Origin of the sequence: Archangium gephyra (assembly GCF_042230915.1) — a bacterium.
GTDB classification, from domain to species: Bacteria; Myxococcota; Myxococcia; order Myxococcales; family Myxococcaceae; genus Archangium; species Archangium gephyra_B.
In genome coordinates, this window is sequence record NZ_CP102578.1 from 7242908 (window position 1) to 7266027 (window position 23120).

Below are 23120 nucleotides of genomic sequence, written 5' to 3' on the forward strand. Positions count from 1 at the left end.
GCGTCGCGGCGTGCCTGTTGACCGTCGTGGGAGCGGGCTGCAAGCCCCCACCGGAGCCGTCGAAGCTGGTCGCCCGGGCGGACCTGGAGTTCGGTCCTTCGGCGTTCGGGGAGACCCGGGTGAGGAAGGTGGTGCTCGCCAATGAAGGGGGCGCGCCCCTCACCGTTCTTGGGGCAACGGCCATCGGGGACAGCGTGGAAGTGTCTCCCTTCGAGCCCTTCGAGTTGGAGGCCGGTGCCGCGCGGGAACTGGAGGTGCGCTTCACGCCGGACAAGGAGGGCGTGGTGCTGGGCGCGCTGGAGGTGCGCAGCGATGCCAACAATCTGGGGCCCGAGGGCGCGCTGCTGCTGAAGGTGAGCGGCCAGGGCGTGAATGCCCTGGTGCGGGTGGAGACGGAGTCCATCGACTTTGGCATCGGAGTCCTGGGCGAGGCGCGAGAACTGGCGCTCCAGGTGCGCAACCCCACGCTGCTGGACAGCCCGGTGGGCCTGGACTTCGACGGCGCCGACGCGGACCAGTTCACCTCGCCCGAGGCGAAGACACCGCTGATGTTGAAGCCAGGAGAGGTGCGTGAGCTGCCGGTGCGCTTCGAGCCGAAACGCCTGGGAGAGGTCCGGGCCGTGGCACGCGTGACGGTGTGCTCCGGCTGCGCGCCCGTCGACGTGCCGCTGTCGGGCAACGGCAGGGATGGGTGGCTGGAGGTGACCCCCTCGCAAGTGGACTTCGGCCGCGTGACACGAGGGGCACTCGCCGAGGCCCGCATAACCCTGCGCAACCTGGGCTCCAAGCCCATGGCGTACGGCGGGGTGCGGCTGCTGGACAACACGAGCGGCGCCTTCCGCGTGGTGAGCGCACCGCCGGAGACCCCTGGCGTGCTCGCTGCGGGCGCGGTGGCGGAGCTCCGCGTGGCCTTCTCGCCCACCACCGCCGGTCCCGTGGGCGAGGCGCGGCTGGAGTTGGACGTGCGGCCCGTGGGCACCACGAAGCCCGGGCCCGAGGTGCCGCTCCGGGGTGAGGGCATCCACACGTGCGTGGTGCTGCAGCCGGAGTCGCTCGACTTCGGCGCGGTGGCCGAGGGCATGAGCGCTACTCGGGACGTGCAGGTCCTCAACCGCTGCCGCGACGAGGTGCTGCTGAGTGACGTGAAGCTCACCACGAAGAAAGGCGGCTACTTCCTGGTGGTGACATCCCCCTCCAGCCTGCCCATTCCCTCGGGCCAGTCCGCCACCCTGCCCATCACCTTCATGCCGCGCGCGGGCGTGGGGGCCGGTGAGGCGGAGCTCTCCGTGAAGCTCCTCAACGGGGCCAGCTCGTCCACCGAGGTGGCGAAGGTGGTGGGCACGGGCAAGGTGTTCACGCCCTGCCAGTATCAGCTGGAGCCGGCGGTGGTGGAGTTCGGCAACGTGCCGGTGGGCTCCGAGGTGACGCTCGGCGCATCGGTGCGCAACACCGGCACCTCCGAGTGCTTCCTGACGGGGGTGCAGGTGGCGGAGGGCTCGGATGACGCTTTCAAGGCGGACGCGCTCGGCAGTCGAGTGCTGATGGCGGGGCAGCGCGCCCGGCTGCTGGTGCGCTTCAAGCCAGGCGCCGAAGGGGCGTTCTCCGGCATGGCGGAGGGCCGGGTGAACCACCCCAGCTCCGGCCACGTGCTGGTGCCGATGCGCGGCCAGGGCGTGCAGGGCTGCTTCTCGGTGCACCCCACCACGCTGGACTTCGGCACCGTCCGGCTCGCCTGCGGCCCACGCGAGCGAGAGGTCATCGTCTACAACATGTGCTCCGGCCCCACCACGCTCATGGGCCTGGGCCTCGAGGGCGACGCCGCCGGCTTCGAGCTGGAGCACGGCTTCCTGTTCCCCGCGGTGCTCGCGGCCCACAGCCAGTTCCGCATGAAGGTGAACTACGCGTCATCGAGCGGCGGGGACCACGCGGCCGCGCTCCGGTTCGACCTGGGCACGGGCACGCCCTACACCGTGGGCATGGTGGGCAGGGCGGTGCTCGAGAACGAGCGGACGGACGAGCTCCTCCAGCATTCCCAAGACAAGGTGGACGTGCTCTTCGTGGTGGATAACTCGGGCTCGATGCTGGACGAGCAGCAGAGCCTGGGCGCGAACTTCTCGGCCTTGTTCGGCCCCGCGTTTCCGCAGGGGGTGGACTACCGGATCGCGGTCACCTCCACCGGCCTGGAGACCTCCTCGGGCGGCTGGGCGATATGCCCGGGTGGCGCCGAGGGCGGTGAGAACGGCCGCTTCTTCCCCATCGACAACTCGGCGCCCCGCATCATCACGCCCACCACGCCCGTGGCCGAGTCGGTCTTCGCGCACAACACGAACGTGGGCGTATGCCACTGGAACGAGCAGGGCCTGGAGGCCATGTACCTCGCCCTCTCCGAGCCGCTGGTGAGCAGCGCGGATGACCCGCGCACGCCGCGGCCCATGGACGGCAACGCCGGCTTCCTGCGCGAGGACGCCAGGCTGGCCGTCATCGTCGTCACCGACGAGGAGGACTTCTCGCTGCAACCGGTGTCCGCCTACGAGACGTTCCTGCGAGGCCTGAAGGGGGGTGACCTGTCCCAGGTCATCTTCTCCGCCATCGTCGGGCCCGAGGACCTGGGCACCTGCCTCAGCGCCAGCAGTTCCGGCACCCGCTACATCCAGCTGGCCCGGGCCACCGGCGGCGTGGTGGAGAGCATCTGCACGCCCAACTGGGCTGCCTCGCTGGAGCGCATCTCGGAGCGCACCTTCGGTCCCAACCGCACCTTCCGGCTCAGCGAGCCGCCCGCGGACAGCTCGCGCATCCTGGTGAGGGTGAACGGGATGGAGGTGAAGACCGGGTGGACGTACGACCCCGCGACCAATGCCGTCAGCTTCGAGCAGGGAGCGGCGCCAGCGCCAGGAGACACCGTGCAGGTGACCTATCCCGTGGGCTGCTGAAGCGGGAGCCCGCTCCGCCCGTCCCGGCTCAGTACTCCACGTCGTTGAGCTCGTTGTAGGGCTGGCCCGCGCTGATGGGGGTGCCATCGGCGGCCACGCGATCCACGGTGGCGATGGACCAGCAGTCCGGGGTGGGATCGGCATCGATGTTGGCCGCCGCCGCGCCGATGAAGACACCCGGCTGGGCGCCTCCGGCCGGGAGGGTGACGCCCAGGCCCGCGCGCGTGCCATCCGGCAGTGTCGCGGGCGTGAGCGGACAGCCTGACCGCGCGAAGGTCTCGAAGGAGCCCCGGAACGCCGGACCCGCCGGGTCGGCGGCGATGATCTGGTAGGACGGCCTGGGCGAGCCGTCCGTGGGTGCCGGACCGTAGCGCTCCTCGGCCTTCAGCACGCGTCCGCGCGAGGCCGAGAAGTAGGTGTACCGGTTGCCCTGCTCCGGCCAGAACCCCAGCCAGGCCAGGTCTTCCGTATAGGTGTCCTTCTCCTGGTACCAGGCCCGCTGGGCCGTATACAGGGCCTTCAGGTTGCCCTTCGCCTCGGGGGTGGCGCAGTGATGGTGCCCGGGCAGCAGGGGCTCGATGAACCGAAGCCCCATGACCCCCGTGACGGCGATGAAGGCCACCACCCCGATGGACAGCAGCAACCACTGCGAAGCGAGAGGTGACTGCGCGGACCTCGGCTCCATGATGCCCCCCTTCGTGCGAGGGATGAGCTCGCGACGCCGGGCATCATAACCCGTTCAGGGCCGCGTCATCGCCGACGTGCTGGCCGCCGGCGCGGGGTGTGCTCCGGCCATCTCGTCGGAGGGCAGCTCCTCGTCCGCGGACTCCTCGTCCGAGGGAGACTCGGCGGGCTCGTCCTTCGCGGGAGCCACGAGGGAGCCCGGAGGCAGGCGGGCCAGGCCCAGACGCATGGCCTCGCGGCCGAGCCACGTGGCGCGGATGTGCCAGATGGGCTCGTTGACGATGAGCGCGGCCACCGCCACCTTGGGGTTGTCCTTGGGCGCGAAGCCCACGAACCACGAGTAGTCGCGGAAGGGATTGCGGTCCGCCAGGGTGCCCGTCTTGCCCACCGCGCCGGGCACGCCCATGCCCCGCTCGCGGAAGGTGCGGCGCGCGGTGCCCTTGGTCACCGTCGCCTCCATGAGGGTCGTCAGGTTGCGCGCCACCTCGGGCGACAGCACCTGCTCGGCGGGCTGGGGCTTCGCGTCCGCGCCGGGCTCGAAGAGGATGGGGTCCTTCCACACGCCCCCGTTGGCCGCCACGGACGCCAGCAACGCGCCATGCAGCGGCGAGAGGTACACGTCCCCGAAGCCCGCGCCCGTCTGGGCGAAGCGGAACTCGTCCTCCTCCGGCACGGCGGCGAGCGACACGTCGGTGGGCACCGGGAAGGACAGCTCCCGGTTGAAGTGGAAGCGGGCCGCCGTGTGCTTGAGCGCCTTGGGCGACAGGTAGCGCTGCGTCAGCTTGGCGAAGACGACGTTGGCGCTCTTGCCCATGGCCTCGGCCAGCGAGTGGCACTGGCCGTCGCGCGCGCTGTCCTGCAGCAGCTTCTCGGAGAGCCGCCGCTTGCCGCCGTGGAAGCACGTCTCGTTGTCGGGCGTCACCCCGGCCTCCAGCAGCGCGGCGCCGGTGACGATCTTGAAGATGCTGGCCGCGGGGAACACCGCGCGCGTGGCCAGCCCGCGCATGCCCGGCTGGGCCCGCGAGTGCTCGGCCATGGCCAGCACGCGGCCCGTGGAGGGCTCCAGCACCACCACCGCGCCGTAGGGCACGCGGTACTGCGAGAGGATGCCGGTGAGCTGCGACTGGAGCACGGGGTCGATGGTGAGCGGCACGTCCCCGTTGGGGCCCGGCACCACCAGCCGCCCCTGCGCGTCCTTCTTCGCGCGGGCGAGCACGTCCTGCTTCGCCGTCAGCGAGCGCATGCGGGTGATGGGCGGATCCGCCTCGCGCGAGGGCACCGGCACGGGCGGGACGAGTCCCAGCATCTCGCCAGCCCCGGCCGTGGCCCCGGCGACGCCCGCGTCCGCCAGCCCTCCATCCGGGAGGGCGGCCTCGGCCACCGGCTCCGGCTCCTCGACGGGGTTCACGTCGTCCGCACCGACGAGCAGGAGGAACAGGGGGAGGAGCAGCGTGGCGGGGAGGGCCCGGGAGAGCGTCATGCAAATCCGTCGCGCGAGGGGTGGGGGGGTTGGCATGGTACCCGTCCACGACGAGACGTCCATTCCTCCGCGGGCGTTCCCTTGGAGAGCGAGAAACCTGGCGAGCCCCTCCCGTGCCCGGTAGGGTCCACCCGCCTTGAATGTCTTGAATGAGACTGCAGTGATCTGGAGCGCCGAGTTGCGCCGCACGCTGCGCAGTTCCCGTGTGCTGGCGCTGCTCGCGCTCTACCTCCTCATCGCCCTGGTGGTGGTCCTGGCGGCCGCGTTCATCTGGTCGCTGGCCACCCAGATGGGCGAGACCCAGCAGTTCGTCTCCACCGGGGGCATGCCGCTGCCCATCCTGGGGGCCTTCTACCTCAGCCTCTTCTTCCTGCCGCTCTACGTGGCGCTGATGGGGTTCGATCAGGTGAGCGGTGAGCTGGGGCCGCGCTCCATCCGCTATCTCACCGTGCGCGCCCGGCGCTCGTCGGTGCTGCTCGGCAAGTTCCTCGCGCAGACCACCCTCCTGCTGGCACTCGTGTGGCTGCTCGACCTGGGCCTGTGCCTCTACACCTGGGTGACCACGCCGGGCTTTGGCGCCGCCGCCTTCGTGCTGAACCTGCTGCGCTTGTGGATGGTCTCCACGGTCTTCTCGCTGGCCTTCCTGGCGCTCACCTCGTTCTGCTCCAGCCTCACGCCCAACCCCGCGGTGAGCCTCATCCTCAACTTCACCGCCCTGCTGCTCTCCTTCCTCTTCTGGACGACGGCCCGCATGGACGAGGGCAATCCGCTGCGGCTCATCCGCTACCTCTCGCCCCTGCGGTACTCGCTGCGGTTGCTCTACCCGGACGCCGGGGATGTCGCGGGAGCCGTCGCGGCCTACCTCGTCTTCACGGTGCTGTTCCTGGGCGGCGCCCTGTTCATCCTGCGCGAGAGGGACCTGTGAGCGAGCGAGCCATCGAGATCCTCGAGGCCACCCGGCGCTTCGGCACCAAGGTGGCGGTGGATGGGGTGAGCCTCTCCATCCACCGGGGCGAGGTGTACGGCCTCATCGGCCCCAACGGCGCCGGCAAGACGACCACCTTCTCCATGATGTGCGGCTACCTGCGCCCCACGCGGGGCACGGTGCGGGTGATGGGGGTGGATCCCTTCGTGGACGGCGCCCTCAAGGGGAAGATGGGCGTGCTGCCCCAGGACGCGATGCTTCCCGGGGGGTGGAAGGTGGGGCCGCTGCTCATGTACTGGGCGCGGTTGAGCGGCCTGGAGGCGCCCGAGAAGGAAGCGCGCACGTCACTCGAGCGGGTGGGCCTCATGGAGGCCTGGGGCGTGGACACGCACGCGCTGTCGCACGGCATGGCCAAGCGCGCGGCCCTGGCGCAGGCCCTCATGGGCAGGCCGCCGCTGGTGCTGCTCGACGAGCCCACCGCCGGGTTGGACCCGCGCATCGCCAACCAGGTGCGCCAGGTCATCCGCGAGATGAAGGATCAGCACACCACGGTGGTGGTCTCCAGCCACAACCTCCAGGAGCTGGAGCAGCTGTGCGACGCGGCGGCCATCCTGGACCGGGGCAAGCTGGCCCAGGCCGGCACCATGGCCGAACTCACCGCCCAGGGCGCCGAGTTCCGCGTCCAGGTGGCCCGTGGCACCGTCATCATCCCGGAGCTGCAGGCGCTGCCCGGCGTCACCTCGGCGCGGATGGAGGGCGAGACGCTCCTCCACATCCGCTTCGACGGACAGGCCCACCGGCCCGAGGAGGTCATCAGCCGGGTGGTGGGCCACCTGCTGCAGACCGGGGTGCTCATCCTGGGCGTCTCCCAGGGCCGCCGGCTGGAGGAGCGGGTGCTGCAGCTCACGTAGCGGGCAGGCGCCCGGCGGCGAAAAGAAATCCCCGGAAAATGCCCGGTGAAACTCCGGGGCGGCTCGGGTCACCAGGGAGCGGATGCCACCCCGCTCCCCCTCATGCCCCTCCGCCCGCCTTGCGGACCCAGGCCACCCAGGCCGCCCCGCGCCGCTCCAGGCCGAGCAGGGCGTTGCCCGTGGCCTCGCACCACGCGGGCAGATCGGACTGCACGCCCGGGTCGGTGGCCACGAGCTCCACCAGGGCCCCGGGGGCGAGCCGGCGGACGGCCTTGGCTATCTCCAGGATGGGAACGGGGCAGTACGTCCCCGAGGCGTCCACGCGCACGTCCGGCTGCATGAGGCCAGTCTAGGCCCGGAGCGTGCGGTGCGCCGGAGGAATTTTCACCGAAAACCGTTGTGTTTCCGGGGCCCTGGGTGGCGTCTTCACCCAGTCCGAACACGCCTGCCTGCCTTGCGTGCTCGGAACGGGCTCTGTTATCTACCCGCGCCCTGCTGACTTGATAAAGCCCGGGATCGTAGTCGGACCTGACGACGTACTTAGGAGCAGAACAGACTCATGAAACCCAATGTGATCGTGGCCCTGCTGGTGGGCCTGGTGCTGGGAGCTGTCGGTGGCCGTGCCATCACCGGTGGCGCTACCACGGCTTCCGCCGCTACCAACAAGCCCGCCGCGGCCGCTGCCGCCGCCAACGCCCCCCGCCCGAACGCCCGGCAGGTGGACCCCACCGTCTTCAAGGTGCCCATCGACGGCTCGCCCGTGAAGGGCAGTGCGGACGCGCTCGTCACGCTGGTCGAGTTCTCCGACTACCAGTGCCCCTTCTGCTCCCGCGCCGATGCGACGGTGAAGCAGCTCCAGCAGGACTACGGCAGCAAGCTGCGCGTGGTCATGAAGCAGAACCCCCTCTCCTTCCACCCGCGCGCCAAGCCCGCCGCGCTGGCCGCCATGGCCGCTGGTGAGCAGGGCAAGTACTGGGAGTACCACGAGAAGCTCTTCGCCAACGCGAAGGCCCTCGAGGACGCCAACCTGGAGAAGTACGCCGAGGAGCTCGGCCTGAACATCGCCCGCTGGAAGGCGGACATGGGCAAGCCGGAGTTCTCCGCCATCATCGACCGTGACCAGGCCCTGGCCGGCAAGCTCGGCGCCAACGGCACCCCGGCCTTCTTCATCAACGGCCGCTTCCTCTCCGGCGCGCAGCCCATCGACAACTTCAAGGCCCTCATCGACGAGGAGCTCGGCAAGGCCGAGGCCCTGACGCGCTCGGGCACCCCGGCCAGCCAGGTGTACGCCGCCATCATGGCCAAGGGCGTGGAGTCCGCTCCCCGCAACAACCCGCAGCAGCAGGCTCCGGCGCAGGCCTACCGCAAGGTGGACTTCCCCGCCGACGCCCCCTCCTTCGGCCCCAAGGACGCCAAGGTCACCATCGTCGAGTGGTCCGACTTCGAGTGCCCCTTCTGCAGCCGTGTCGGCCCGACGCTCAAGCAGATCAAGGAGACCTACGGCAAGGACGTGCGCGTGGTGTTCCGTCACCAGCCGCTGTCCTTCCACCCGAACGCCAAGCCCGCCGCCGAGGCCGCCATGGCCGCCCACGAGCAGGGCAAGTTCTGGGAGTACCACGACAAGCTGTTCGCCAATCAGAAGGCCCTGGACCGCGCCAACCTCGAGAAGTACGCCCAGGAGCTGGGGCTGAACATGGGCCAGTTCAAGGCCGCGCTCGACTCCGGCAAGTTCCGCGCGAAGGTGGAGGCGGACGCCAGCGCCGGCGCCGCGGTGGGCGCCAATGGCACCCCGGCCTTCTTCATCAACGGCCGTGAGTTCGTGGGCGCCCAGCCCTTCGAGAACTTCAAGAAGATCATCGACGAGGAGAAGGCCCGCGCCGAGAAGCTGCTGGCCTCCGGCACCAAGCCGGCCGACCTGTACGCCAAGCTGATCGAAGAGGGCGTGAAGTCCAACGGCTCCGCTCCCCAGGCCCAGGCCCCGGCCGAGGCCCCCGTGCAGAACATCGAGGTCGGCAACGCCCCCTCGCGTGGCCCGAAGAACGCCCCGGTCACCATCGTGGCCTTCTCCGACTTCGAGTGCCCCTTCTGCGGCCGCGTGCTGCCCACGCTCAAGCAGATCGAGGACGAGTACAAGGGCAAGGTCCGCATCGCCTTCAAGAACCAGCCGCTGCCCTTCCACGCGAACGCCAAGCCGGCCGCCGCCGCCGCGCTGGCCGCCCACGAGCAGGGCAAGTTCTGGGAGTACCACGACAAGCTGTTCCAGAATCAGCGCGCCCTGGATCGCGCCTCGCTCGAGAAGTACGCCCAGGAGCTGGGCCTGAACATGGGCCAGTTCAAGGCCGCGCTGGACTCGGGCAAGTTCGACGCCCAGGTCACCGCGGACATGAACGAGGCCACCCGCGTGGGCGTCAACGGCACCCCCACCTTCCTCATCAACGGCCGCTCGCTCGTGGGTGCGCAGCCCGTCGAGGCCTTCAAGCGCGTCATCGACGAGGAGCTGTCGAAGAAGAAGGGCTCGGTCGCGGCGGACCAGAAGTAATCCCCGCCGCCTCCTCCGAGGCGAACGAATGAAAAAGGCCGTCGGACCGAAGCGGGTCCGGCGGCCTTTCTCTTTGCGGGGTGAGGGTCTCCCCTCCCCGCTCAGGACACCGCGATGGCGTCGATCTCCACCTTGGAGCCGCGGGGCAGCGCGGCCACCTGCACGGTGGCGCGGGCCGGGGGCGCACCGGTGAAGTAGCGGCCGTAGACCTCGTTCACCTTGGCGAAGTCACCCAGGTCGGTGAGGAAGATGGTGCAGCGCACCACGTGGGAGAAGTCCAGGCCGGCCGCCTTCAGCACCGCGCCCAGGTTCTTCATCACCTGCTCGGCCTGGTCGATGACGTCCCCCTCGATCATCGACATCGACTTGGGATCCAGGGGGATCTGCCCGGACAGGAAGGTCATCTTCCCGGAGTCCACCTGCACCGCCTGCGAGTAGGGGCCAATCGCCTTGGGCGCGTCGTCGGAGTGCACAATCTTGCGAGCCATGCGTTCACCTCGGGAAACGAGGCGGCCAGGAGCGGCCGCGCGTCCGCGGCGGCTCTACCATCTGCACGGCGGCTGGCCAACCCCTCGCGGGCCCGGGAGGGGGATGGACAACGGTGGTGGGGAACGGTGACGGGCACCCTCACCCCGCCCCTCTCCCGGGGGGAGAGGGAGAGGAGGGACGGCGCCCTCACTCAGGCCCTCAGATGCGTTCGACGGAGAAGACGCCCGGCAGACGCTCGATGGTGCGCATCAGGTCGGTGAGCTGCTTGAGGTCGGAGATGGTGACCTCGAAGGTGTTCACCGCCCGATCATCCCCCGTGGCCCGGCAGTTGGCCTGGGAGATGTTGACGCCCTTCTTCGAGAAGGTGTTGGAGATGTCCGCCAGCAGGCCCGTCCGGTCCGCCGTCAGCACGCGCAGGGTGACGGGACGCTTGAAGTCGCCCCGCACGTCCCACGACACATCCACGCGGCGCTCGGGATCCGTGGCCAGCGCCTTGTCGCAGCCCACCGTATGCACCGTCACGCCCCGGCCCCGGGTGATGAAGCCGGCGATGGGGTCTCCCGGCACCGGGTTGCAGCACCGGCCGAAGCGCACCAGCACGTCGTCCACGCCGCCGATCTGCACCCCGCTGCTGTTCTGCTTGCCCACCAGCTTCTTGGCGAAGTCGGTGACGCGCGACAGCCCTGGCAGCATGCTGCTGCCCGCCGAGGCCTGGGCCTCCGCCGACGTGCCCTTGCCATCGCCCGAGCCCGCCGCCAGCTTCTCCGGCGGTACCACGCGGGCAATCACCTGGTTGGGCACCACCTTGCCGTAGCCCAGGGCCACCAGCAGGTCGTCCTCCACCCGGAAGCCGAGCTCCTCGCACGTCTTCTTCAGCGCGCCGGTCTTCAGCAGCTTGTTGAAGTTGAGCTGGTAGCGCTTGAGCTCCCGCTCCAGCAGCTCGCGCCCCAGCTGCAGGCTCTTCTCGCGCTGCTGCTGCTTGATGAAGGCGCGGATGCGCTGCTGCGCCCGGCTCGTCTTGACGAAGGTGAGCCAGTCCTTGGACGGGTGCGCCTGGGGGCTGGTGAGCACCTCCACCGTGTCCCCGTTCTTCAGTTTGTAGCGCAGCGGGACGATCTTCCCGTTCACCTTGGCGCCCACGCACCGCCCGCCCACGTCCGAGTGGATGGCGTAGGCGAAGTCCACCGGCGTGGCGCCGCGCGGCAGGCTCTTCACGTCCCCCTTCGGGGTGAAGACGAAGACCTCGTCGGTGAAGAGGTCCACCTTCACCGTCTCGAGGAACTCCTTGGGATCCTTGAGGTCCTGCTGCCACTCCATGAGCTGGCGCAGCCAGGCGAACTTCTCGTCGTCCTTGCTGACGGTGAGCGCCTTGCCCTCCTTGTACGCCCAGTGCGCCGCGATGCCCTCCTCGGCCACCTTGTGCATGTCCGGGGTGCGGATCTGCACTTCGATGCGCTCGCCCAGCGGCCCCACCACCGTCGTGTGCAACGACTGGTACATGTTGGGCTTGGGGATGGCGATGAAGTCCTTGAAGCGTCCCGGCACCGGCTTCCACAGCTGGTGCACCAGGCCCAGCGCCTCGTAGCAGCTGGGCACCGCGGGCATGAGGATGCGGAAGGCGATGATGTCGTGGATCTGCTCGAACTCGATCCCCTGCGACTTCATCTTCTTGTAGATGCTGTAGACGTGCTTGAAGCGGCCACTCACGTCGCCCTTCAAGCCGCGCTCCTCCAGCTTGCTGCGGATGAGGTCGCTCACGTCCTCGATGTACTTCTCCCGCTCCTTCTTGCGCTTGTTGAGCTTGTCCTGCAGCGCGAGGAAGTCCTGGGGCTTCACGTAGCGGAAGGACAGGTCCTCCAGCTCGGTCTTGATCCAGCTGATGCCCAGGCGGTTGGCCAGCGGCGCGTAGATGTCCAGGGTCTCCTGGGCGATGCGGCGCTGCTTCTCCTCGGCCATGTGATCCAGCGTCCGCATGTTGTGCGTGCGGTCCGCCAGCTTCACGAGGATGACGCGGATGTCCTGCGCCATCGCGATGATCATCTTGCGGAAGTTCTCCGCCTGCTTCTCCTCCTGGGAGAGCGTGGCCGAAGCGGAGAACTTGGACAGCTTGGTCACCCCATCCACCAACTGGGCGACCTCTGGGCCGAAGAGCTCCGTGAGCTCCTCGGCGGTGGCGAGCGTGTCCTCGATGGTGTCGTGGAGCAGGCCCGTGACAATGGAGGCCTCATCCAACTTCAGCTCCGCCAGGAGGCCGGCGACCTCGAGCGGATGGACGAGATAAGGCTCTCCCGACTTGCGTAGTTGGCCCTGATGTACCTTGGCCGAGTAGACGTACGCCTTCTTGATGATGTCCAGATCGGGGTCCGGATGATAGGAGGCAACCCGCTGGAGGATGTCGTTGAGGCGAATCATCGAATCGTCAGCAATGCTAACTGCCGCCCCCAGGGGGGGCAACGTCACAACCTCGGGATTCGCGCGGGACTCGCTTTCGTTGACCCGGCGTTACAGCCACTTCTAGAGTCGATCTGCCCATGTCACAGCTCCTGCTGTCCGCCCTTGCCGTGGTCTGCCCGAACTGTGACGGCTACAACCCCCCTCGCGCCGAGGTCTGCGCGAGCTGCGGCACCTCGCTGAGCGAGGCGCCGGCCACGGCGAAGCCGCCACCGTCCAGGACCCCGCCCGCCTCCTCGGCGGGCAAGCCCGGCGCCGGGGTCTCCCAGTCTCCACTGGGGGCCGCCCGTCCGCCCGGCTCCCCGCCCGGTCTGCGTCCGGCCTCCTCGCGTACCCCGGCCCCGGTGGCCTCGGCCGGGGGGATTCCCCTGGCCTCCCGCGCCGCGCCCGGAGTGGCCGCCCCCCGTTCCCCGGCAGCCCCCCTCCCCCTGTCGCGTCCGGCCACGCCCGCCGTCCCCGCCGGAGCCCCTCCCGCCGGGGCAGCCAAGCCGGCCGTGCCCGCCTCGGGAGCCCGTCCCGCACCCGCCGCGTCCCGCTTCGGGCTGGCCGTCGTCGCCGGCTCCACCAAGGGCCAGCGCTTCAAGCTGCCCGTCACCGGCTGCACCGTGGGGCGCACCCGGGGGGCCATCCTCTTCGCGGACGATCCCTTCGTCTCCGCCCAGCACGCCACCTTCCTCATCAAGGACAACCTGCTGCATGTCCGGGACGAGTCCAGCGCCTCGGGCGTCTACGTCACCATCCCCGGCGCGGAGACGCTCCTCCCCCTGTCCTTCTTCAGTGCCGGCCAGCGCCTCTTCCGGTTCCTCGGCAAGCTCGAGGCCCCGCCGCCCCTCGCCGGGCGCCCCACCGTCTACGGCGCCCCCGTCCCTCCCGGCCAGGGCGTCTACGGCGTGGAGGAGGTGCTGGTGGGAGGACGCAGCGGCCGCACGGTCGTGACGTCGACCGCGCTGCTGACCATCGGACAGGCCAACTGCGACTTCAGCTACCCCCAGGAAGAGGGCCTGGCCGGCCGCCACTGCGAGCTGAGCTTCACGCCCGCCGGGGCCCAGCTGAGGGATCTCTCCGGAGGCCTCGGCACGTACGTGCGCATCGCCCCCTCGGTGGATCGGCCGCTGCGCCCTGGAGATCGGGTGCGCCTGGGCCAGCACATCGTCCAGGTCGAGCTGATGGGCTGAGCGCCGCGCCGGGGGCTACCTGCTCCCGGCGGCGGAGGCCAGCTGCGGCTCCTTGCGCAGGAGCGTGGCGCGGGCCTGGGAGCCCGGCAGATCCCTCAGGTGGCGCTTCCACCAGCCGCGCGCCTCGTCGTGGCTCTCGAGCGCCCAGTACACCTCACCCAGGATGAGCGACAGCTCCGGCGAGGGCTCGGCGACGAAGGCCGCGCGGTACTCGGTGGCGGCCGCCTGGAGGTTCCCACCCTTGAAGGCGGCGTAACCGGCCTGCCGCCGCTGCTGGGCTTCCTTCGGGTTGCGCTTGTCCGCCGGGACATCCTGCTCGTACAGGGGCGCGCCGGGAGCGGACGGCACGTAGGCGCCGGACTCCTGGCCCGGGATGGGCGCGTTCTTCGGCGGGACGAAGGGCGTCTCCTGGGACTGGTTGCGCCAGCTCGTGTACATCCACCAGGCGGCCAGGCCGAGCGTCACCAGCGCCAGGGTGAGCACGAAGGCCTTGAGGAACCCGAAGCTCCCGCCCGCGTCGGGCACGGTGGCGACGATGGCCTCCGTCTTGTCGTGCAGCTGGGCCTGATGGGCGGTGGGCGCCGGCGAGCGCTCCATGATCGACCGCTCGGTCGTGGCCCGCTCGAGCGGAGCCCGCTCGGGAGCGGAACGCACGGCGGCGAGCGCCGCGGAGTGGGGCCGCTCGCGCTCGGGCGGGGGCCGGCTGGGCGCGGCCAGTTGCGTGCGCTCCGCCGAGGCGCGGGCCGCGGCGGTGGCGGGCGGCATCCGCTCGGGCGCGGGCTGCATCCGCTCGGGCATGGCGCGCACGGTGGCCTCGGACTCGCCGCCCCAACCCGGGGCGGTGACGTCCGTGCTGAGGTTGTCGGAAGGCGGCGTGGCCCTGCGCGGCAGTGGCGCGAGCACCCCCGGAGCGGGCCCCGTGCGCCGGACGGCGGGCGCGGCGTTGGAGCGGCGCTCGCGCTCCTTCTCCACGGCGAGCAGCTCGGCCTTGAAGACCTCGGCGTCCTGCGGCCGGTCATCCGGGCTCTTGGAGAGGGCCCGCATGATGAGCCGCTCCATGGCCGGCGACACGCGGATGTCCGAGCGCTTGCGCGACGGAGGCAGCGGCTCCTCGGTGAGGTGCTTGGTGGCGTAGCCCACCGCCGAGTCGGACTCGAAGGGCAGCCGGCCGGTGAGCAGCTGGTAGAGGATGACGCCCACGGCGTACAGGTCCGAGCGGTGGTCCAGCGTGGCGCCGCGGGCCTGCTCGGGGGACATGTACTCGGGGGTGCCGCAGACGAAGCCGGTGCGCGTGAGGGCGGGCCCCTCGCCCTCGGCGTCCTGGATCTTCGCGATGCCGAAGTCGAGCACCTTCACGAAGTCCGGCTCGTTGCGCCGCTGCTCCACCATGATGTTCTCGGGCTTGAGATCCCGGTGGATGACGCCGGCGTTGTGCGCGTCGTACAGGGCGGAGAGCACCTGGCTGACGATGCGGACGATGCGCTGCTCGGGGAGCGGACCCTCCTTGCTGAGCACGGTGTGCAGGTCCTGCCCCGGCACGAACTCCATCGCGATGAAGAGCGCCCCGTCCTCGGCGATGCCGAAGTCGAGGATGCTGATGGAGTTGGCGTGGTTGAGGCGGCTGGCGGCCTTGGCCTCGCGTTTGAAGCGGGCCACGGTGCGGTCATCGCCCAGCAGCGTGTGGCGCAGGACCTTGAGCACCACCAGCTTGTCCAGGGCGACCTGGCGGGCACGGTACACCTTGCCCATACCGCCCTCACCGATGAGGGCCTCCACCTGGTACTTCTGGGCAATGGTACGGCCGATGTACTCGTCCGGCTCGCCGCGCGCGAGGGGGGCGTCGCAGGAGGGACAATACTTGGACACGTCACCGGCGTCGGCGCCGCAGCTGGGGCAATGCAAGGGGGGCTTCCCGGATGCGAAAATCGGGTGTTGGCCCCCGAACTTCCCACGAGCGTCGGGTCGCCCGCAAGGTGGACGGGCAATGTTCAGCGCCCGAGCAACCCCGGGCCGGGCTTGATATGTACCTCTGCCCGCCATGGCCTCCTACTGCCCCCGTTGCGACGCCGAGAACCCCGATAACGCCTCCACCTGCCACGCCTGTGGCTCGCCCATGCGCTCGGGCACCATGGTGATGGCCGCTCCGAAGCTGGCGGCCCGGCCCCAGGTGGCGCTCCGGGTGGTCCGGGCGGACGGCGGCCCCGAGTCGGTGGTGCGGATGACGGGGGACACCCTCACCTGCGGCCCCCAGGGGGACCTGGCCCTGATGGATGACCCCTTCATCATGCCCGAGCAGGCCCGTTTCTTCTTCTCGGGGGGGCGGCTGGCGGTGGAGGACGTGGGAGGCGCCAACGGCGTCTTCGTGCGCCTGCGCCAGGAGCGCGAGCTGCCGGTGGGCGGAGAGCTGCGCCTGGGCCGGCAGCGGCTGGTGCTCGAGCCCATCCCCACGGCGGCGGTGGGTCCGGGCGGCGCCCAGATCTGGGGCTCGGCCGACCCCGGCTACCGGCTGCGGCTGGTGCAGATTCTGGAGGGGGGGCTGCGCGGGGCGGCCTTTCCGCTGAAGGAAGGCGACAACCAGCTGGGGCGCGAGCAGGGGGAGATCACCTTCCCCACCGACGGCTTCGTGTCGGGGCGTCACGCGCTGCTGAGCGTGAAGCAGGACCGTCTGCGGGTGCGGGACGTGGGTTCGTCCAACGGCACGTTCATCCGGCTGACGGGTCCGGTGTTCGTGGACAACGGGGACCACTTCCTCATCGGCCGCCAGCTGCTCCGGGTGGAGATCCAACTGGCGGCCTGACGAGCGGCAGGAGCACTCTCACGCGGGCCCGTGCGTGGGGGAGCGCCCCTGCCCTCCCACGGCCTCAGCCGTAGGACTTCTCCTTCTTCTCCTGCTCCTCCTTGCAGCGGATGCAGAGCGTGGTCACAGGCCGCGCCTCCAGCCGCTTGGGGGAGATCTCCTCCTCGCACCGCTCGCAGATACCGAAGGTGCCCTCCTCGATGCGGGTCAGGGCCCGATCGATCTTCTGCATCAGGAACTTCTCGCGGTCGCGCAGGCGGAAAGCCATCGACTGGGCATACTCGGAAGAGGCCTGATCGATCTCGTCGGGGAGATCATCGGTGTCGAAGCTGGCTTCCTCCACCAGCGTCTTCTTGGCGCTCTCCAGCAGGCTCGTCTTGCTGTCCTCGAGCATCTTCTTGTAACGCTTGAGATCTTTCTGGTTCACAGCCTTAGGCTCCCGTGCTGCGGGGAAAATGGGCCCTACACCCCGTAAAAAAAGGCCGGAAAGCTTTATTCACGTGCGGTCTGGTGTCAAGGAGGCCCGGACCACCCCATAAAACAGGCGGCGAGGTCGTACCCAATGAGCGATGCCTCGAAATTCGACCGGGAGTTCCTGCGAGCCGCCCTCTCGCTCGCTGGGAAGGGAGACGTCGACCACTTCCTCTACATCAGCGACGTGCCCATCGCGGCCGAGGATCTGCGCCGGCAGCTGGCCAGGCGCAAGCTCGTCTACGCAGTCACCTCACCGCGGATCGCCGAGGAGCTGTTGGGCAGTAAACAGAAGGCGCTGGTGATTCCGGCCTACGACTACTCGCGCACCGAGCGGGTGAAGGTGGCGCTGGTGTCGGCGCTCTCCCAGGGGGCGTTCAAGGAGGGGGACCTGGTGCTGTGCATGACGGGCCGGCTGGGCCGCCCGCCGGACACGCTGATGCAGATGCGCATCGGCGGCTCGCTGGACGACCGGCTGACGATCGAGGGCGTGAAGCTGGGCGACGAGTTCAACTCGCAGGTGGTGGACGCGCTCATCCAGCTGGCGCTGCAGGTGGGCCAGGAGGGCTTCGAGGGTCACCCCATCGGGACGATCATCACGATCGGGGACCACACGGCCGTGATGGAGAAGAGCCGGCAGATGACGATCAACCCGTTCCAGGGGTTGTCGGAGGCCGAGCGCAACGTGCTGGATCCGAAGATCCGCGAGGCCATCAAGAACTTCTCGGTGTTGGACGGCTCGTTCGTCATCCGCGAAGACGGGGTGGTGCTGGCGGCGGGGCGCTACCTGTCGGCCTCGGACGAGATGGTGAAGATTCCCCTGGGGCTGGGGGCGAGGCACGCGGCGGCGGCGAGCATCACGTCGACGACGAAGTGCATCGCGCTGGTGGTGAGCCAGACCTCGGGAGCGGTCCGCCTCTTCAAGGGGGGCAACATCGTGCTGGAGCTGCACCAGACCGCGCGCCGCACGTAACGCCGCCCCCTGGGCTCGCGCCCTCAACCCACCTGGGCCCGCGCCCGCGGGCATGTAGCGGCGAATTATCGGTATCCGCCCCTTGCCGGAAGTACCGCTATTGCCGGACGATGCGGGCCGCGGCTTGGAGAGGGAGTGCCCGACGTGAAGATCCTGGGAGTCGATCACATCGAGCTGTTCGTCGCGGACCTCCAGGAAGCAGCCCGCTCGTTGTGTGAGGGTTTCGGGTTCCAGCTCGTGGCCGAGGCCGGCCCGCGGACCGGCCTGGAAGGCCGGCACGCCTACCTGCTGCAACAGGGGGGAATCCACATCATCCTCACGGCGGCGCTCCACCCGACGGACGAGGCGGCGGCCTATGTGGAGCTGCACGGGGATGGCGTCCGGGACATCGCGCTGCGGGTGGCGGATGCCGAGGCGGCGTTCCGTGAAGCGGTCCGGCGCGGGGCCACTCCGATTCAAGAGCCGGTCCGCAGCGAGACCGCGGAGGGGCGGTTGATCCGGGCCGTCGTGGGCTCCCCCGTCGGAGACGTGGTGCACTCGCTCATCCAGCGGGACACGGCCACTCCCCAGTTCTGGCCCGCGCGCTTCCAGATGCGGGAGGGCGTTGAGCGGCCTTCCCGTCCGATGCTGAGGGTGGTGGACCACTTCGCCCTGTGCGTGGCCTCGGGCTCGCTCGAAGCGGGCGTGGACTTCTACCAGCGCGTCTTCGGCTTCCACCAGTCGCACGAGGAGAACGTGGAGACCGTGTACAGCGGCATGAACTCGCGCGTCGTCCAGGACGCGACGGAGCGGGTCTGCCTGGTGCTGATGGAGCCCATGGCCGGAAAGAGGCCCGGACAGATCGATCGCTTCCTCACGGGCCACCGGGGACCCGGGGTACAGCACCTGGCCTTCCGCAGCGACGACATCTTGAACACGGTGAAGTTCCTGCGCGCCCACCACGTGCCGCTGCTCGACAGTCCTCCGGGCTACTACGATGCCCTCCCCTCGCGCGTGAAGCTGGAGGCGCTGGACGAGGAGCTGGAGCGGCTTCGCGACGGCCACGTGCTGGTGGACCACGAGGGGCATGGCTACCTGCTCCAGGTCTTCACCCGTTCGATCCACTCGCGGCGGACCCTCTTCTTCGAGATCACCCAGCGCAAGGACGCGCGTGGCTTCGGGGCCGCCAACATCCGGGCGCTCTACGAGTCGGTCGAGCAGTCGCTCGGGCGCAATTGACCAGCGTGGGATCTGGATTCGCCAACATCGAGGATGTCCGGCGGCGAGCAAGGCGCCGGGTGCCCCGTTTCCTCTTCGATTTCGTGGAGGGCGGTGCGGACGACGAGGTCACCGTCCGCGCCAACCAGCAGGCCTTCAGCGACTACACGTTCCGCGCCCGCACGTTGGTGGACGTCAGCGCGCGGGACGTGTCCACGACGCTGCTGGGGCAGCGGCTCGCGCTGCCGGTGATCCTCGGGCCCGTGGGCCTCGCGGGACTGCTCGCCCCCCATGGCGAGGTGCTCGCCGCACGGGCCGCCGCGCGCCTGGAGACGATCTTCACGCTGAGCACCATGTCGGTGTGCACCATCGAGGAGGTCGCGGCGGCCGGGCCCGCTCCCCGGTGGTTCCAGCTCTACATCTGGAAGGATCGCGAGATCACCCGCTCGCTGGTGGAGCGGGCGCGGGCGGCGGGCTACAGCGCGCTCTGCCTCACGGTGGATGTCCCCGACATGGGCAACCGGGAGCGGGACGTGCGCAACGGCTTCGTGGTGCCGCCGCGCCCCACCCCGGGCAACGTGATGGATCTGCTGCTCCATCTGGGTTGGGTGCTGCGGATGACCCGCTCGCCGCGTGCCACCTTCGGCAACTTCGCCGACACCAAGGCCCTGAGCCGCCGGGACGCCGTCTCCGTGGCCGGCTATACGTCGCGCCAGTTCGATCAGTCCGTCACGTGGGCGGACCTGGAGTGGCTCCGCGGGTTGTGGCCCGGTCCGCTGGTGCTCAAGGGCATCACCACCGCCGAGGACGCACGGCGTGCCGTGGAGCACGGAGTCGAGGCGATCGTCGTCTCCAATCACGGCGGCAGGCAGCTGGATGGTCTGCCGGCCTCCCTGGACGTGCTCCCCGAGATCGTCGAGGCCGTGGACGGGAAGGCGGAGCTCATCCTGGACGGTGGCATCCGCCGCGGCTCGGACGTGGTGAAGGCGCGCGCGCTGGGCGCCCGGGCCTGCATGATCGGCCGCCCATTCCTCTACGGCCTGGCAGCGGGCGGCCAGGCAGGCGTGGAGCGGGTGCTGGAGATCCTGCGCAAGGAGATCTCCAGTACGCTGGCGCTCCTGGGCTGCCCCCGGTTGGAGCAGCTCGATGCCTCGTATCTGCGCGGCCCACACAGCTACTCCAAGGTAGAGGACCGATCCCATGATTGAAGATGTGATGCCGGTTGGCATGACGGAGGACATGAGCCTCAACGCCAGCCTCTATGGTTTCCTCGGTCTGGCGCAGGCGGCCTTCCCGGGCCGCATCCACGCGTACTTCATGCTGGGCAGCCATGTGACGAGCGAGGCCGTGGGTGCCAGCGACGTCGATCTGGTCATGGTCTTCCAGGGCCGGTTCCAGCAGGGGGAGCCGGAGCGCTTCGAGCTCTTCCGCCGCCACGTCAACGCGCTGAGCCGGTTGCCGCTCGACATCTCCGCCGCGGAGGAGGCCCGGCTGCTCACCGACGGCGCGGCGAACCTCAAGACGTCCTCCCTGTTGCTGCTGGGAGAGGACCTCCGCGAGCGCATTCCCCTGATGCCGAAGGACAAGTGGCTGCGCTACTGCATGCACCGGCCCTTCATCTTCATGGAGCGCAGCCGCGCGCATGCCGATGACGCGCCGCTCCTGCTCCCCCTGGCCTACCCGGATGCGGGGGGGCCGCTGTACGGCTACGATCACCGCTCGCACATCGAGGCGGACGGCTCCATGCACCGCAGCATCAAGGAGCTCGTCACGCTCGCCTGCTGGCTCGCCACGGCGCAGCTGGCGCTGCGGACCGGGGAGTACGCCTTCTCCAAGAGCGCCGCCATCGACGCCTACCGCAAGCAGGTGAACGACGAGTGGGCGCCGCTGTTCTGGGAGATCTACGAGTGCCGCAAGCGCTGGGGCTACCGCGTGCCGCAAGCGCCGGAGGACGAGGCGCACCTGCGCTCGCTGTGCGCCCGCATGCTGGAGGCGGAGAACCACTTCCTGGGCCTCTACAAGGACTACCTGCTGGCCGAGCTGCGGCGCGGCGAGCTGCGCGACCGGGTGCTGGCCGCCCAACGGCTGGGGCTGCTGCTCTACCCCGGGGAGGAGACCCTCACCGCGCTTCGCGAAGTGGCGGACACGGCCGACGAGCCGCTGCGCCAGGAGGCCCGGGAGTCCCTCTCCCGCCTGGAGAAGCACGGCGCCCCCGTGCGCCAGCCCGCGGCCTGAAGCACGCGCCGCAGTGCGTTGGAAGAACCAGACCCGCCCCGCCACAAGGGGCCCGCGAGGAAGAGCGATGTCCCAGCAGGCGCTGTACCTGAAGCAGAACGTCGTCACCGAGCCGCTCTACAACCAGTGGTACGCGTGGTGGTACCTGGTGTCCCCCATGACGGCGCCACTCTTCGTGGCCAACCTCCATGTGAAGATCATGGAGTCGTTCGTGGAGAACCCGGCCATCCACGTGGCGGCCCTCAAGAGCCCGGCGCTGCGGGGCGGCCCCTACCTCAACTACGGCGTGGATCGGGTGGAGGGCGTCAAGGAGCTGCTGGAGCGCACGCTGCGCGAGGAGGCCCTGTCCCTCAAGTACGCCCAGGCGATGCTGGACCTGGACAAGCTGCTGGCCACGGCCGAAGGGTACTCGCTGGAGGACCTGTACCCGCGGGTGCCGGACCTGCTGCGCGGTTACGTGGAGCTGACGTACGACTTGAACAACCGGGCCACGCCGCGCTTCTTCGAGTCGCTGCTCTACCTCAGCCCCTTCCACCGCGAGTCCTCGCAGAGCCTGTCCATGCGCCTGGTGCACCAGGACGCGCGGCCGTACGTCTTCAGCACGCCCCGGCTCGACACGGACGACGGCAGCCTGCTCGTCAAGACGCCCTTCCGCAACGAGGCCCTCGATCAGCTCTTCGCCATGCGGCGCACGCCCGGGCCGGTGGAGCCGGTGCGCGAGGCGTTGGGCATCGCCCCCAAGGACCACGAGACGTTCTCCACCTTCTTCACGGACCAGCCGCCGCGCCCCGCGCCCCGCTATGACGGCGAGGGCGTACGCATCCGCTACTTCGGCCACGCGTGCGTGCTCATCGAGACGCGCGACGTCAGCATCCTGACGGATCCCGTCATCAGCTACGACTTCCCCTCGGAGCTGCCGCGCTACACCCACGCGGATCTCCCCGAGCACATCGACTACGTCCTCATCACCCACGGCCACGCCGACCACCTGATGTTCGAGCCGCTGCTGCAGCTGCGCCACCGCATCGGCACCCTGGTGGTGCCCGCCAGCAGCGGCGGCGGCCTGGTGGACCCCTCGCTCAAGCTGATGCTGCAGCACTCCGGCTTCCGCAACGTGGTGGCCCTCAGCGAGATGGAGTCGCTGCCCCTGCCGGGCGGAAGGCTGCTCGGCCTGCCCTTCATCGGCGAGCACGGCGACCTGAACATCCAGGCGAAGATCGCCCACCTCATCCAGCTCCAGGGCAAATCGCTGCTGATGGCCGCGGACTCCAACGCGCTCGAGCCGCACCTGTACGATCACATCCACAAGGCGGTGGGCGGCATCGACGTGATGTTCCTGGGCATGGAGTCCGAGGGCGGCCCGCTGAGCTGGATGTACGGCCCCCTGCTGCCCGCCCCGCTGCCGCGCAAGATGGACCAGTCCCGGCGGCTCAACGGCTCCAACGCCGTGCGCGCCATCGAGATCGTCAAGCGGCTCAAGCCCCAGCAGGTCTACATCTACGCCATGGGCCAGGAGCCCTGGCTGGGCCATGTGATGGTGATGGGCTACCACGAGAACTCGCCGCAGCTCGTCGAGTCCCGCAAGCTCATGGAGTACTGCCGGGGCCAGGGCATCACCCACGGCCTGCCGTACGGCCAGGCCGAGTTCTTCCTGCGCTGAGACGCTCGCTCCGTGGGCCGCCGAGGAGAGCACGGTGACGTGCCTCCTCCGCGCACCACGTGACGTGAGCGTCACGCGGATTTTACACAATTTTCGAGCTTTGACGGAAATCCAACAGTCATCTAGATTTTGGATTTCATCCATTGCTCGTGCCCGCGGCTCCGAGCGGAGCCGCCACCAGCCGTGCTCGAGGTCACCCCGAC

Annotated in this window: 18 protein-coding genes; 11 read left to right on the forward strand and 7 right to left on the reverse strand. The window is 69.6% G+C overall.

Going from position 1 to position 23120, the window contains the following annotated elements; genetic code table 11:
* Positions 1 to 26: 26 nt before the first annotated feature.
* Entirely contained in the window at positions 27 to 2930 is a 2904-nt protein-coding gene (locus NR798_RS28345) for a choice-of-anchor D domain-containing protein (RefSeq protein WP_375773835.1), read from the forward strand.
* Positions 2931 to 2958: 28 nt separating this feature from the next.
* Here NR798_RS28345 and NR798_RS28350 read toward each other — a convergent pair whose 3' ends face one another.
* Positions 2959 to 3615, reverse strand: a complete 657-nt coding sequence (locus NR798_RS28350; protein ID WP_375765635.1) for a hypothetical protein — start codon at positions 3613 to 3615, stop codon at positions 2959 to 2961.
* Between the two features lie 54 nt (positions 3616 to 3669).
* A complete protein-coding gene (locus NR798_RS28355; RefSeq protein WP_375765636.1) occupies positions 3670 to 5094 on the reverse strand; it encodes a penicillin-binding transpeptidase domain-containing protein in 1425 nt (474 codons plus the stop codon).
* A gap of 160 nt (positions 5095 to 5254) precedes the next feature.
* On the opposite strand from NR798_RS28355, the gene NR798_RS28360 reads away from it, so the two are divergent.
* Together NR798_RS28360 and NR798_RS28365 are read left to right on the forward strand one after the other, a co-directional pair.
* Entirely contained in the window at positions 5255 to 6019 is a 765-nt protein-coding gene (locus tag NR798_RS28360; RefSeq protein WP_375765637.1) for an ABC transporter permease subunit, read from the forward strand.
* Positions 6016 to 6930: an ABC transporter ATP-binding protein gene (locus tag NR798_RS28365; RefSeq protein WP_375765638.1), complete on the forward strand. Its 915-nt coding sequence runs from the start codon at positions 6016 to 6018 to the stop codon at positions 6928 to 6930. Before NR798_RS28360 ends, NR798_RS28365 begins: the two co-directional genes overlap by 4 nt.
* A 100-nt stretch (positions 6931 to 7030) precedes the next feature.
* On the opposite strand, the gene NR798_RS28370 is transcribed toward NR798_RS28365, so the two are convergent.
* Positions 7031 to 7270 (reverse strand): sulfurtransferase TusA family protein, encoded by a 240-nt coding sequence (locus NR798_RS28370; protein ID WP_375765639.1) that lies wholly within the window; start codon positions 7268 to 7270, stop codon positions 7031 to 7033.
* A gap of 219 nt (positions 7271 to 7489) precedes the next feature.
* Between NR798_RS28370 and NR798_RS28375 the strand changes: the two genes are divergently transcribed.
* The gene (locus NR798_RS28375; protein WP_375765640.1) at positions 7490 to 9469 is read left to right on the forward strand and encodes a DsbA family protein; all 1980 of its coding nucleotides are present in this window, start codon (positions 7490 to 7492) and stop codon (positions 9467 to 9469) included.
* A 101-nt stretch (positions 9470 to 9570) separates the two neighbouring features.
* On the opposite strand, the gene NR798_RS28380 is transcribed toward NR798_RS28375, so the two are convergent.
* Complete coding sequence (locus NR798_RS28380; RefSeq protein ID WP_375765641.1) at positions 9571 to 9957, reverse strand: RidA family protein; 387 nt, start codon at positions 9955 to 9957, stop codon at positions 9571 to 9573.
* 199 nt (positions 9958 to 10156) lie between these two features.
* Positions 10157 to 12370, reverse strand: coding sequence for a RelA/SpoT family protein (locus tag NR798_RS28385; protein WP_375765642.1), 2214 nt, complete (start codon positions 12368 to 12370; stop codon positions 10157 to 10159).
* A gap of 119 nt (positions 12371 to 12489) precedes the next feature.
* Here NR798_RS28385 and NR798_RS28390 point away from each other — a divergent pair, with 119 nt between their 5' ends.
* Entirely contained in the window at positions 12490 to 13584 is a 1095-nt protein-coding gene (locus NR798_RS28390) for an FHA domain-containing protein (protein ID WP_375765643.1), read from the forward strand.
* Between the two features lie 15 nt (positions 13585 to 13599).
* Here the strand turns inward: NR798_RS28390 and NR798_RS28395 are convergent, their stop codons facing one another.
* Positions 13600 to 15450 (reverse strand): protein kinase, encoded by a 1851-nt coding sequence (locus tag NR798_RS28395; RefSeq protein WP_375773836.1) that lies wholly within the window; start codon positions 15448 to 15450, stop codon positions 13600 to 13602.
* 163 nt (positions 15451 to 15613) lie between these two features.
* On the opposite strand from NR798_RS28395, the gene NR798_RS28400 reads away from it, so the two are divergent.
* Positions 15614 to 16381, forward strand: coding sequence for an FHA domain-containing protein (locus NR798_RS28400; RefSeq protein WP_375773837.1), 768 nt, complete (start codon positions 15614 to 15616; stop codon positions 16379 to 16381).
* Between the two features lie 64 nt (positions 16382 to 16445).
* On the opposite strand, the gene NR798_RS28405 is transcribed toward NR798_RS28400, so the two are convergent.
* The gene (locus NR798_RS28405; RefSeq protein WP_047858457.1) at positions 16446 to 16808 is read right to left on the reverse strand and encodes a TraR/DksA C4-type zinc finger protein; all 363 of its coding nucleotides are present in this window, start codon (positions 16806 to 16808) and stop codon (positions 16446 to 16448) included.
* Positions 16809 to 16943: 135 nt separating this feature from the next.
* On the opposite strand from NR798_RS28405, the gene NR798_RS28410 reads away from it, so the two are divergent.
* From NR798_RS28410 to NR798_RS28430, 5 genes are all read left to right on the forward strand, one after another.
* Complete coding sequence (locus NR798_RS28410) at positions 16944 to 17825, forward strand: DNA integrity scanning protein DisA nucleotide-binding domain protein (RefSeq protein WP_375765644.1); 882 nt, start codon at positions 16944 to 16946, stop codon at positions 17823 to 17825.
* A 144-nt stretch (positions 17826 to 17969) separates the two neighbouring features.
* Positions 17970 to 19043: a 4-hydroxyphenylpyruvate dioxygenase gene (gene hppD, locus NR798_RS28415; protein ID WP_375765645.1), complete on the forward strand. Its 1074-nt coding sequence runs from the start codon at positions 17970 to 17972 to the stop codon at positions 19041 to 19043.
* A gap of 59 nt (positions 19044 to 19102) precedes the next feature.
* Complete coding sequence (locus tag NR798_RS28420) at positions 19103 to 20230, forward strand: alpha-hydroxy acid oxidase (protein WP_375765646.1); 1128 nt, start codon at positions 19103 to 19105, stop codon at positions 20228 to 20230.
* The gene (locus NR798_RS28425; protein ID WP_375765647.1) at positions 20223 to 21257 is read left to right on the forward strand and encodes a hypothetical protein; all 1035 of its coding nucleotides are present in this window, start codon (positions 20223 to 20225) and stop codon (positions 21255 to 21257) included. Before NR798_RS28420 ends, NR798_RS28425 begins: the two co-directional genes overlap by 8 nt.
* A gap of 67 nt (positions 21258 to 21324) precedes the next feature.
* Positions 21325 to 22917, forward strand: coding sequence for an MBL fold metallo-hydrolase (locus NR798_RS28430; protein ID WP_375765648.1), 1593 nt, complete (start codon positions 21325 to 21327; stop codon positions 22915 to 22917).
* The last annotated feature ends 203 nt before the right edge of the window (positions 22918 to 23120 follow it).